The organism is Haloechinothrix aidingensis (genome assembly GCF_013450155.1).
GTDB classification, from domain to species: Bacteria; Actinomycetota; Actinomycetes; order Mycobacteriales; family Pseudonocardiaceae; genus Haloechinothrix; species Haloechinothrix aidingensis.
This window is the reverse complement of record NZ_JACCKD010000011.1, coordinates 20,188-31,206: the sequence shown is the minus strand read 5'-3', so window position 1 is coordinate 31,206 and position 11,019 is coordinate 20,188. Positions and strand designations below refer to the sequence as shown.

Below are 11,019 nucleotides of genomic sequence, written 5' to 3'. Positions count from 1 at the left end.
CTCGTGGCCCGCCTCCAACAACGCAGGAATCTGCCGATACCGAATCCGCGCATCCCGCGGGTTGTGGACCACTGTCACGACCAGTACACGCACGATTCGGACCTCCTAGGCTTCCTCGGCCCTCGCGGTCACGGCGCGACCCCGACAACTCGATCAAACATGACGGAGGTCGCACTCCTGTTACGACGGCACATCGGGAAGAATCACAGGCGCAGGAGACAGGCCAGGGCACTGCGGATTGCGTCCGGGAAAACAGGCCGGCAATAAAGCGGTAATGGGCACGTGAAGCGTTCGTCCGGTGCGAGGACTCCGGCACGTTGGTGCGCCCGGCCTGCGGATCGTGGGTCGATCCGGCAATACTCGCCCTTCCTCGCGCGTTTGTCCGCTACGGTGGCGCTATGGCACGGACGGACACAGCATCTCGAGTGATCGCGGCCCCACCGGACCGTGTCTACTCCGCCTTGGTGAATCCGGAGGCGCTCGCCGCATGGCTGCCACCTGACGGGATGAGCGGCCGGTTCGAGCGATTCGATGCCCGGCCGGGTGGCTCGTACCGGATGATCCTGACCTACACGGACACGTCGACCGCATCCGGCAAGTCCACCGCGGACTCCGACATCGTCGAGGCTCGTTTCGTCGACATCGTCCCCGGCGTCCGCGTGGTGCAGGCCGTCGACTTCGTCTCCGACGACCCGGCCTACGCGGGTACCATGACGATGACCTGGGAAGTCACCGCTTCCGGTACCGGGACCCGGGTGGACATCCTGGCCGAGGACGTCCCCACGGGCATATCGGCAGCGACGCACACGGCCGCGCTCACCTCATCACTGGCAAACCTCGCCGCCCACCTGGAGCAGTAACGGACCCACGAGCCGCGCTGAGACTCACCGAGATCCCGCTCTTCACCGAGGCGCACGGTCGATTCGCACCATCGCCGATGGCTACATCCGAACGAGCCGGAACGTGATCGACAAACACCGGGCATCGTGCGCATGGGACGAGAGCGCCCGAGTAAGCAAAATGGGGCTCTGACCTGCTTCGTCAGGTCAGAGCCCCATTTTGCGGCCGGTCGGGCTGGCGGGATTCGAACCCACGACCCCTTGACCCCCAGTCAAGTGCGCTACCAAGCTGCGCTACAGCCCGGACCTACCCACTTACCGTGGACTGGTTGAAGCCTACCGTGCCGGATCGAACCACCGACAGGCGGCTCCCCTTCTCGCGCGCCTGCCCCGGCCGACCTCCACCGACAGTGATCATGGACATGCCGGTCACTCCCGGAGTAGCTTGCGGCAGCACTACATCGCGGGAGGCAGGATGACTCAGGTCACCGGGCACGGAGGCCGGCTCGCCACCGACGTGGCGCGCGCACACGGGATCCGGACGATGTTCACGCTGTCCGGTGGGCACGTGTTCCCGCTGTACGACGGCGCCCTTCAGGGTGAGCCGCCGCTGCGGCTGGTGGATGTGCGCCACGAGCAGACGGCCGTGTTCGCCGCCGAAGGCACCGCCCGCCTGACCCGCACACCGGGCCTGGCCGTGCTGACCGCCGGGCCCGGTATCACCAACGGCGTCAGCGGGGTCACCACGGCGCATTTCAACGGCTCACCCCTGCTGACCATCGGAGGCCGCGCGCCGCAGGCGCGATGGGGCTCGGGCAGCCTGCAAGAGCTGGATCACCCTCCCCTGCTCGCTCCGGTGACGAAGCTGTCCACCACGATCGAGCGCACCGAGACGGTCCCGTCCGCGGTGCACGACGCGCTCCGGGTGGCGTGCACCCCGCACCGGGGACCGGTCTTTCTCGACATCCCGATCGAGCAGGTCTTCGGCGAAGCCACCTCCACGGCAGCGCCACCGGCCGAGCGGCAGCCGGTCGCGCCGGACGAGGGGCGGCTCGACGAGATAGCGCGGCTGGTCGCGACCGCGCGGCGCCCCGTCCTCGTGCTGGGCTCCGATGTCTGGGCCGACGGCGCCGAGGACGCAGCGCATCGCGCCGCCGAGACCATCGGCCTGCCCACGATCACGAACGGGACCGCGCGCGGTGTCCTACCGTCCGGCCATCCACTCCTGGTCACCCGTGCCCGCTCCCGAGCCTTCGGTGCCGCCGACCTCGTGGTCGTGGTCGGCACCCCGCTGGACTTCCGGCTCGGCTACGGTTCGTTCGGCGGCAAGGACGGCTCCCCGGCCGCGCGGGTGTGCCACATCGCCGACTCCCCTGAGCATCTGGCGAGCCATGTCGATCTCGCGGGCTCCGCGTCGGGCGACCTCACGCTCGCCCTGGACGGCCTCACCTCGGCATGGCAGCGGCAGCCGGGGCACACCGCACACGCCGACTGGACCGCCGAGCTGCGTGCGACCGCCGATGCCGCGATCGCGGCCGACGCCGCGGTCCTGGACAGCGACGCCGTGCCGATCCACCCCGCACGCATCTACCGGGAGCTGCTGCGCCACACCGACGACGACACCGTCGTGATCGGTGACGGCGGGGACTTCGTCTCCTACGCCGGGCGCTACGTCGAACCGGGCAGGCCGGGCTGCTGGCTCGACCCGGGCCCGTACGGGTGCCTGGGAACCGGGCTCGGTTACGCGATGGCAGCACGTCTCGCCCGGCCCTCCTCCCCCGTCGTACTGCTGCTCGGCGACGGCGCGGCCGGGTTCTCCCTGATGGACGTCGACACCCTGGTACGTCACCGGCTGCCCGTCGTGATGATCATGGGCAACAACAGCGGCTGGGGGTTGGAGAAGCACCCGATGCAGTTCCTGTACGGCTACCATGCCGCCGCGGAGCTCGGGGCCAGCACCCGCTACGACGAGGTCGTCCGCGCGCTCGGGGGCGCGGGTGAGATGGTGACCGAGCCCGCCGAGATCGGCCCGGCACTGCGTCGCGCGCTCGACGCGGGCGTGCCCTACCTGATCAACGTGATCACCGACCCGGACAACGCCTACCCCCGCTCCACGATGGGGATCTGAGGACCGGCCGAGCGCTACTGGGTCCGTGCCCGGTCAGGACCTGTCCCGCTCCCCGCTGAGCGCCCCGTCACACATCTGTTGACTAAATGCCAACAGTTCTCCAGAGTAGTCCGGCAGCGCCATCGCGGGTTGGGAAAGGACGGTCAGGAATGCTCAGCACACGCTTTACCGAACTGTTCGGTGTCGATCACCCCATCGCCCAGGGCGGCATGCAGTGGGTCGGCCGCGCCGAGCTCGTCGCCGCCGTCGCCAACTCCGGTGCGCTCGGCTTCCTCACCGCCCTGACCCAGCCGACCCCGGAGGCGCTGGCCGAGGAGATCGCACGCACCAGGGAGATGACCGACAAGCCCTTCGGCGTGAACCTGACGATCCTGCCCGCCATCGACCCGCCGCCGTACGACGAGTACCGCGACGCCATCATCGAGTCCGGTGTGACCATCGTGGAGACGGCGGGGTTCAACCCGCAGGAACACATGCCCACCTTCACCGAAGCCGGCATCAAGGTCATACACAAGTGCACCAGCGTCCGGCACGCCGTCAAGGCACAGGCGCTCGGCGTGGACGCGGTCAGTATCGACGGCTTCGAGTGCGCGGGGCACCCGGGCGAGGACGACATCCCCGGGCTCGTACTCATCCCCGCCGCCGCGGACGCGATCACCATTCCGATGCTCGCCTCCGGCGGCTTCGGTGACGCCCGAGGGCTGGTGGCAGCGCTCGCCCTCGGCGCGGACGGGATCAACATGGGCACCCGTTTCCTGGCCACCCAGGAGTCACCGGTGCACCAGCGTGTCAAGGAACAGATGGTCACCAACTCCGAGCGGGACACCGAGCTGATCTTCCGGCCGCTGCGCAACACTGCGCGCGTGGCCAGCAACTCGGTCAGCCGCAAGGTGGTGGAGATCCTCGAAGGTGGCGGCGAGTTCGCCGATGTGCGGGACCTCGTCGCGGGCGCGCGCGGCCGTCAGGTCTTCGACGAGGGTGACCTCGAGGCCGGTATCTGGAGCGCCGGCATGGTGCAGGGCATCATCAACGACATCCCCAGTGTCGCCGAGCTCGTCGACCGCATCGTCACCGAGGCGACGACGCTGGTGCAACGCAGGCTGGCTGGGCTGACCGCCGCCCGGTAGGTGGTGGTGCCGTGCACCATGGAAGCCTCACACCGCCTCGACACCCGGCAGCACGTCGAGCGCCCGGGCCGCGAGCAGCAAGTGCATGCTGTCCAGCGGAGTACTCAGCGCCCTGCCGGTCAGCTGCTCGAGGCGTTTGAGCCGGTACCGGACGGTATTGGGGTGGCAGTGCAATTCCCCAGCCGCGCGAACGGCGGAGCCGTCCGCCACCGCCCACGCGCGGAACGTGGTCAGCAGCGAGTCACGGTCGGCCGTGTCGAGCACGAGCACCGGCCCGAGTACGCGAAGGGCTAGACGGTGCGCCGCGTCCGGCGCGCTGGCGATGAGCACCGGTAACACCGCGGAGTCGTGCCGCACGAGCGTCGCGGTTCCCGGCGCGGCGGCACCCGCGGCGAGCGCGGCCTGCTGCGCCGCCGTCGCGCTGCCTTCCAGTGCCGGGTAGGCGTCGCTCATGCCGACCCGTGCACGTGCCCGTGCGGCGAGGTCCTCGGCCAGTTGCTCGACGCCGTAGTGCGTGCCCAGCCCGACGATTCCCACCTGGGCATCCGGCCGCAGCCGCCAAGCCGACAGGACCCCGCGGGTACGCAACCGGTCGGCGATCCGCGGCAGCGGCCACTCACCCGACGCGAGGGTCTCGGCGTGTACCACCACGAACGTGCCGCTGGCGGGGATCCGGAGCCCCCGCGCGCACGCGCGTACCTCGGCAGGGCCGGTGATCACACCGGAGAGCAGCCTGTCGAGCATCCGGGTATCGGCATCGGTACGCTCCCGGTCGTCGCGGGCGTCCTGCCGGTAACCGGCCACAAGGGACTCCGACAGCTCCGACACGATCGACCAGGTCAGCGGCATCGTGGCGATCATCGCCCTGGTCCGTTCCGGCCCGCTGAACACGTCCTCCAGCAGCAGTTCCCAGACGAACTGCCAGCCGACCCGGTGGGCACGTGTGACCGCGTCCATCGGCAGGCCACGTGCGGCCGAGGCCCGGATGACCCGAGCCGCTCTGGCGAGGGCGGCCTCACGCCGCCCCGACAGGCGTTCGCACACCATAGCCAGGCTGCGCCTGCACCCGCGGACCACCTCGTCCTGGGAGAGGTACACACCGGACCGGTAGGCGGGTTCGGCAGCCTGGACAACCGGGGCGAGACGTTCCGCGAGCTCGTCGACATGCGTGGCGATGAAACCACCGATAGCCACCAGGCGGAGGTCGGCGGATGCCGAGATGGCGAGAGGCGGAGACACGCGGGAGAACGTAGCAACCCGTCGTTCCCGCCAACAAGATCTTCTGGTCGCTGTGACATTCCCTCCGGCCCCCGGTCCACGTCACGATGAACGCCCCCGGGCGGGCCGAGGCACTGCCAGGGGACCCGATATTCCGGCGATTGGAGTACTGTGCCGATGACACTCCGGAGAACACTCACCCGCGCCCGGGTCGCGATCGTCGCCGTTCTGGCAGCCGTGCTCGGTGCGACGACGGCACCGGCGGCGAGTGCCGCGAGCGAGCCCGACTCGATGGACGCGCTCGGAGACTCGATCACGCGTGCCTTCAACACCTGTTTCTTCGCGTGGACCGACTGCGTCGCCAACTCCTGGTCGACGGGGACGAACTCGGACGTGGACAGCTACTACTCCCGGCTCCTCGCCCGCAACTCCGGCATCGAGGGCAACAACGACAACGACGCGAGTACCGGCGCGGTCATGGCCGACCTCGACAACCAGGCGGCCGACGCGGTCAGCCGCGAGGTCGAGCTCGTCACGATCCTGATGGGCAGCAACGATGCCTGCACGGACACGATCGAGGAAATGACCGATGTGGATACCTTCCGCAACCAGTTCGAAACGGCGATGTCTCGCCTGGACAGCGGCATTCCCGGTGCCGACATCAAGGTGGCGTCGATCCCGGACATCTACCAGCTCTGGGAGCTCTTCCACGACAACGACGACGCGGTCAGCACCTGGGACAGCTACGACATCTGCCAGTCCCTGCTGAAGAACCCCCGGTCGGACGATCCCGCGGACGTCGAGCGGCGCGAGACCTTCCGGCAGCGCGTGATCGACTACAACGCCGAGCTGGAAAGTGTCTGTGCCGACTACAGCCGGTGCGAGTTCGACGGTAACGCCGTGTTCGGCACGACCTTCGAGGAGCGGCACGTCACGACACGCGACTACTTCCACCCCAGCGTCGAGGGGCAAGCCCTGCTCGCCGAGGTGACCTGGCAGTCGATCGGCTACTGACGCACACCGGCCCGCACGATGGGCTCCGGCCACCCGGCCGGAGCCCATCGCTGCTACCACGCAGGCGGCCGGACCGGAGCGTGACGGCGCACCAGCGGACTCAGCGCTCGGGTTGTCAGGCTTGGCCCTCCGCCAGCGCCTCCTCGGCCTCGACGGTCACCGCGGCCGCATGCACTACCGACGCGATACGCAGCGCCTCGTGCACCGTCTCCCGTGACGTTCCGTTCCTTCGCAGCGCCTGCTCGTGCGACTCCAGGCACCGCTGGCAACCGCTGATCGCGCTCACCGCGAGCGACCACAGCTCGAACAACACCTTGTCCACGCCGGGACGGGCGGTGACCTGCATCCGCAGCTTCGCGGGAAGGGAATCGTACTCCGCCTCCGCCAGCATGTGCTTGGCCCGGTAGAAGACGTTGCTCATCGCCATGATCGATCCGGCGGCCTTGGCGGCGCTGACCGACTCCGCGCTCAGACGTCGCCGTGCTTCCGCGTCGAAGGCGCGTAGCACGGTTCCGTTCCGTGCGGCGTAGGCACACGCCAGCGCCGTTCCCCATACGATGCCATCCGGCAAGGTCGAGCTACCGATGACCTTGTCCAGGTTGACCTTGGTGTCCTTGGCGTAGTCCGGGAGCGTGTCCCGCAGCTCGGCCAGTGACATCAGCGGCATCAGACTCCCGCCAACTGCTTCGCCGGGTCCAGTGTGTTCTCCCTCCCGTTCCCGTAGCACGGGCACAGCCCACCGGGCCGTCCGGAAGCATCGCCTGCAGTCGCACGTTCCTGCCACATGAACGTGATCTGCGACACAGTATAGGTGTTCTGCGACACATCACCCATGAAGACGATCAGCGAGTTGCGTTTCAATGGCGATCGGGTGGTCACCGGGCCGACTCACAGGAAAGGACACTGACGGTGTCTACGGAGGTCGACGAACTCAATCATCGTGAGCGCGCGACGCTCCGCGCTGTCGCGCGCGGACAGGCGGAGCTGACCTGCAGCTGCGAGCCCGACCTTTTCCTCGACGGACTTGCCTTCTCCGACCAGCTCACCGCCCACTCGCTCGTCCGGAGGGGCCTCATCGCGCCCGACCGGCCGGGACGCAGGGGCGACCTCGTACCCGCCCGTGTCACCGACGCCGGCCGAGCCGCGCTGGGTAGCGTCACCGCCGCAGCGCCTGCGGCCTGAGGTCAGCGCTTCTTCTTCTGCTGCTTCTTCTCCCGGACACGCACGTTGATCCGTACCGGGCTGCCAGGGAAGCCGAACCGTTCACGCAGCCTGCGCTCCAGGAAGCGACGGTAGCCGGCCTCAAGGAAACCGGTACTGAACAGCACCACCGTCGGCGGCCGCACACGGGCCTGCGTCGCGAACAGCACCTTCGGCTGCTTCCCGCCACGCACCGGCGGCGGGGTCGCCGCGATCACCTCCGACAACCAGCTGTTCAGCTGGCCGGTCGGGATGCGCTTGTCCCAGGACTCCAGCGCTGTCCGCATCGCGGGGGCAAGCTTGCGCACCGCCCTACCGGTGCGGGCCGACACGTTGACCCGCTCCGCCCAGCGGATACGGACCAGTCCCCTGTCGAGCTCGCGTTCGAGCTCGTACCGGCGCTCGTCGTCGACGAGGTCCCACTTGTTCAGCACCAGCACGCACGCCCGGCCCGACTCCACGACCATCGTCAGCACCCGCAGGTCCTGCTCGCTGAGCGGCTCGCTCGCGTCGACGAGCACGATGACCACCTCGGAGGACTCGATCGCTGCCTTGGTGCGCAACGAGGCGTAGTATTCGGTCCCGCTCGCCAGCTGCACGCGGCGCCGGATACCCGCGGTGTCGACGAACCGCCAGGTCTGCCCGTCCAGCTCCACGAGCGAGTCCACCGGATCGACCGTGGTGCCTGCCGACTCGTGCACCACGGAGCGGTCCTCCCCCGCGATCTTGTTGAGCAGGCTCGACTTGCCGACGTTCGGCTTGCCGATCAGCGCCACCCTGCGGGGCCCTGCCACGGTGCCCGCCTCGCCCGGCGACTCCGGCAAGGTACGCACCACCGCGTCCAGCAGGTCCCCCGAGTTCCGGCCGTGCAACGCGCTGACGGGGTGTGGCTCGCCCAGGCCGAGCGACCACAACGCGGCGGTGTCGGCGACGAGCCGCTCGTCGTCGACCTTGTTGGCGGCGAGCAGCACCGGGCGCTTCGAGCGCCGCAGCACCCGCGCCGCGGCCTCGTCCGTCTCCGTGGCACCGACGGTGGCATCCACCACGAGCAGCACGGCATCCGCCGTCGACATCGCCATCTCGGCCTGCGCAGAGACCGCTGCCCGCAGCCCGGACGAGTTCGGCTCCCAACCACCGGTGTCCACCAGCGCGAAGCGCCGTCCGGCCCATTCCGCGTCATAGGCCACGCGGTCCCTGGTGACGCCGGGCGTGTCCTGCACGACGGCAGCGCGCCTGCGCAGGATCCGGTTCACCAGCGTGGACTTGCCCACGTTCGGGCGCCCCACCACCGCGAGTACAGGCTGGCCGCCCGTGACGTCCTCCGGGTCCTCCTCGCCCTCCACGTCGAACTCGGTGAGCTCCGACTCGTCGGACCATGTGCCGTCGACCTCACCGGTCCACGTGTCGTCAACTTCGCTCATCGGCCTTCATTCCGTTCCATGCCATGTGCGACGCGCCATTCATCCAGGGCGCGCACGGTGTCAGCCAGGCGTACTCGCAGCTGTTCGGTCGCCTCGACCAGTCCGGTTCTGCCACGTCCTACCGCCGGTGCGAACGGCTCCCCGACCAGGATGTCGACCCGGGGCAGCAGCCGCCGCCTGCCATCGTCCGGAGGCCTGGTGCCGCGCACCGCGACGGGCACGACAGTGGCCGAGCAGGTACGCACCAGCCACGCGGCACCCAGCTCCGCGTTCTGCACGTCACCGTCGCCCCGCGCACCCTCCGGGAACACCCCGAGCGCTCCGCCCGCGCGCAGCACGCTCCTGGCCTCGAGCAGCGGGCCACTGTCGGGCTCGCCCCTTCGCACCGGGAGCTGCCCGATCCGGTGCAGCGACCACCCCAACAGCCCGTGGTAGAGCTGCTGCTTGACGAGGAAGACCGACCTGCGGGGCAACAACCCGAAGATCAGCTGGGGCTCGATCATGGAGCTGTGGTTGGCGATCACCACAACCGGACCGGTCCGGGGCACACGCGACATCCCGTGGACCCTGATCCGAAACGCCGGACGGTAGACCCACCGTGCCAGAAACCGCGCCAGATCGTGCAAACGTGGCCACGAGTAGCTCGGCAGCCCCGTGCTCATGGCGCCGCTCCGCTCTCCGAGTTCGCGTCGACCCCGGACTCCACCAGCATATCTCGTGCCGCTGCCAGCTCGACCAGCGCCGTAATCACCTGCTCGAGCTCGAGGTCGCTGGTGTCGAGTTCCTCGGCGTCGGCCGCGGGGCGCATCGGATCCGCGGCCCTGCCGGCATCCAGGCTGTCCCTGCGCTCCACGGCGGCCCGCACGTCCTCGACATCGGCCTGCCTGCCCGATGCGGTGTCCTGCGCGCTCCGCCGCCCGGCGCGCACCTCGGCCGACGCGGTCAGGTAGACCTTCAGGGCGGCGTCCGGCGCGACGACGGTGCCGATATCGCGCCCCTCCACCACGATGCCGCCCAGCTCGTCGACCACGTCGTCGATGATCGCGCGCTGGACCTCCACCAGCATCTCGCGAACGTGCGGAACGGCGGCGACAGCCGAAACCGCCGAGGTCACCTCCGCACCGCGGATCTGTTCACCCACGTCCTCCTCGTCGAGCACCACCACGGGCTGGTCCGGATCCGTGCCGACTCCCAGGTCGGCACTCTCCGCCACCGCTATGACCGCATCGGGGTCACCGAGGTCCACCCCCGCGCGCAATGCGGCCAGCGTGACAGCGCGGTACATGGCACCCGTGTCGAGATAGCCGGCGTCGAGCCGTTCGGCGAGCATACGCGCGACGGTCGTCTTACCCGTACCCGACGGCCCGTCCAGGGCGACGACCCCACGCAGCACTCCCAGCACCAGTCTCTCCTCGCTGTCGGTTCGTGTTCCCTGCTCCGCGCACGTGCCCGGTGACACGCGATCCGGCGAACCATTGTGCCCGGAGGGCTGCGTCACCGGCCGAGCGGCGTCGCGGGACGGCGGCCTCACTCGGCATGATCGAACGACCACCGGGTCCGCGACGGCACCCTGCGTTACGGTTGCCACGTGAACGTAGACGTGACCCCGTTACCCGGCATCGGTGTACGCAAGGATTTCGCGATCCGTGGCGGTCGGCGCGTGGGCGTCATCAGCCACCGGGACGGCAACCTTGAGCTGATCGTATCCGAGGCCGATGATCCCGACACCGCGGTGGCCAGCCTGGCACTGACCGCCGACGAGGCAGCCACCCTCGGGAACCTCCTCGGCACCCCCCAGCTCGTCGCCCAGCTCAGCGAGGAGCACAAGGATCTTCCCGGCATCGACACCCGCCAGCTGCCGATCACCGAGGGATCGCCGTTCGACGGCCGCACGCTCGGCGAGACCGAGCTGCGCAGCCGGTCGAGAGTGTCGGTCGTCGCGGTGATGCGCGCCGGGCAGATCCAGCCCGCACCCGAGCCGGGTTTCACGCTCACCGGGGGAGACATGCTCGTCGCAGTCGGCACCAAGGACGGCCTGGACACGGCCGCCAGGATTCTCGCGAAGGGCTGAG

At 69.3% G+C, this 11,019-nt stretch carries 11 protein-coding genes and 1 tRNA gene; 6 read left to right on the top strand and 6 right to left on the bottom strand.

Translation table 11 applies throughout. The annotated features are described in order from the left end of the window. The first annotated feature begins 398 nt into the window (after positions 1-398). Complete coding sequence (locus H0B56_RS22330) at positions 399-860, top strand: SRPBCC family protein (RefSeq protein WP_180895094.1); 462 nt, start codon at positions 399-401, stop codon at positions 858-860. A 209-nt stretch (positions 861-1,069) separates the two neighbouring features. On the opposite strand, the gene H0B56_RS22325 is transcribed toward H0B56_RS22330, so the two are convergent. Then, positions 1,070-1,143, bottom strand: a tRNA-Pro gene (locus H0B56_RS22325). Positions 1,144-1,314: 171 nt separating this feature from the next. Between H0B56_RS22325 and H0B56_RS22320 the strand changes: the two genes are divergently transcribed. Together H0B56_RS22320 and H0B56_RS22315 are read left to right on the top strand one after the other, a co-directional pair. Further along, the gene (locus H0B56_RS22320) at positions 1,315-2,967 is read left to right on the top strand and encodes an acetolactate synthase (protein ID WP_180895093.1); all 1,653 of its coding nucleotides are present in this window, start codon (positions 1,315-1,317) and stop codon (positions 2,965-2,967) included. 149 nt (positions 2,968-3,116) lie between these two features. After that, positions 3,117-4,094, top strand: coding sequence for an NAD(P)H-dependent flavin oxidoreductase (locus H0B56_RS22315; protein WP_180895092.1), 978 nt, complete (start codon positions 3,117-3,119; stop codon positions 4,092-4,094). A 27-nt stretch (positions 4,095-4,121) separates the two neighbouring features. Here H0B56_RS22315 and H0B56_RS23570 read toward each other — a convergent pair whose 3' ends face one another. Beyond that, the gene (locus H0B56_RS23570; protein WP_180895091.1) at positions 4,122-5,333 is read right to left on the bottom strand and encodes a PucR family transcriptional regulator; all 1,212 of its coding nucleotides are present in this window, start codon (positions 5,331-5,333) and stop codon (positions 4,122-4,124) included. A gap of 156 nt (positions 5,334-5,489) precedes the next feature. Here H0B56_RS23570 and H0B56_RS22305 point away from each other — a divergent pair, with 156 nt between their 5' ends. Continuing rightward, a complete protein-coding gene (locus H0B56_RS22305) occupies positions 5,490-6,326 on the top strand; it encodes an SGNH/GDSL hydrolase family protein (RefSeq protein WP_180895090.1) in 837 nt (278 codons plus the stop codon). A 115-nt stretch (positions 6,327-6,441) separates the two neighbouring features. Here the strand turns inward: H0B56_RS22305 and ahpD are convergent, their stop codons facing one another. Further along, positions 6,442-6,993, bottom strand: a complete 552-nt coding sequence (gene ahpD / locus H0B56_RS22300; RefSeq protein WP_246361442.1) for an alkylhydroperoxidase, AhpD family — start codon at positions 6,991-6,993, stop codon at positions 6,442-6,444. 242 nt (positions 6,994-7,235) lie between these two features. On the opposite strand from ahpD, the gene H0B56_RS22295 reads away from it, so the two are divergent. Further along, positions 7,236-7,508: a hypothetical protein gene (locus H0B56_RS22295; RefSeq protein ID WP_180895089.1), complete on the top strand. Its 273-nt coding sequence runs from the start codon at positions 7,236-7,238 to the stop codon at positions 7,506-7,508. Between the two features lie 2 nt (positions 7,509-7,510). Here H0B56_RS22295 and der read toward each other — a convergent pair whose 3' ends face one another. The 3 genes from der to cmk are packed head-to-tail and all read right to left on the bottom strand — an operon-like array spanning position 7,511 to position 10,349. Next, positions 7,511-8,947, bottom strand: coding sequence for a ribosome biogenesis GTPase Der (gene der / locus H0B56_RS22290; protein ID WP_180895088.1), 1,437 nt, complete (start codon positions 8,945-8,947; stop codon positions 7,511-7,513). Next, on the bottom strand, positions 8,944-9,609 hold the full coding sequence (locus H0B56_RS22285; RefSeq protein WP_180895087.1) for a lysophospholipid acyltransferase family protein: 666 nt from the start codon (positions 9,607-9,609) through the stop codon (positions 8,944-8,946). The genes der and H0B56_RS22285 overlap by 4 nt, the downstream gene beginning before the upstream one ends. Then, positions 9,606-10,349, bottom strand: a complete 744-nt coding sequence (gene cmk, locus H0B56_RS22280) for a (d)CMP kinase (RefSeq protein ID WP_180895086.1) — start codon at positions 10,347-10,349, stop codon at positions 9,606-9,608. Before cmk ends, H0B56_RS22285 begins: the two co-directional genes overlap by 4 nt. A 186-nt stretch (positions 10,350-10,535) precedes the next feature. Here cmk and H0B56_RS22275 point away from each other — a divergent pair, with 186 nt between their 5' ends. Continuing rightward, entirely contained in the window at positions 10,536-11,018 is a 483-nt protein-coding gene (locus tag H0B56_RS22275; RefSeq protein ID WP_180895085.1) for a cation:proton antiporter regulatory subunit, read from the top strand. The last annotated feature ends 1 nt before the right edge of the window (position 11,019 follow it).

Excerpts from the sequence above, each read along its gene's own strand:
- ahpD (WP_246361442.1), bottom strand. The coding sequence starts at position 6,993 with ATGCCGCTGATGTCACTGGCCGAGCTGCGGGACACGCTCCCGGACTAC.
- H0B56_RS22285 (WP_180895087.1), bottom strand. The coding sequence starts at position 9,609 with ATGAGCACGGGGCTGCCGAGCTACTCGTGGCCACGTTTGCACGATCTG.
- H0B56_RS22320 (WP_180895093.1), top strand. The coding sequence starts at position 1,315 with ATGACTCAGGTCACCGGGCACGGAGGCCGGCTCGCCACCGACGTGGCG.
- H0B56_RS22315 (WP_180895092.1), top strand. The coding sequence starts at position 3,117 with ATGCTCAGCACACGCTTTACCGAACTGTTCGGTGTCGATCACCCCATC.
- H0B56_RS22330 (WP_180895094.1), top strand. The coding sequence starts at position 399 with ATGGCACGGACGGACACAGCATCTCGAGTGATCGCGGCCCCACCGGAC.
- der (WP_180895088.1), bottom strand. The coding sequence starts at position 8,947 with ATGAGCGAAGTTGACGACACGTGGACCGGTGAGGTCGACGGCACATGG.
- H0B56_RS22305 (WP_180895090.1), top strand. The coding sequence starts at position 5,490 with ATGACACTCCGGAGAACACTCACCCGCGCCCGGGTCGCGATCGTCGCC.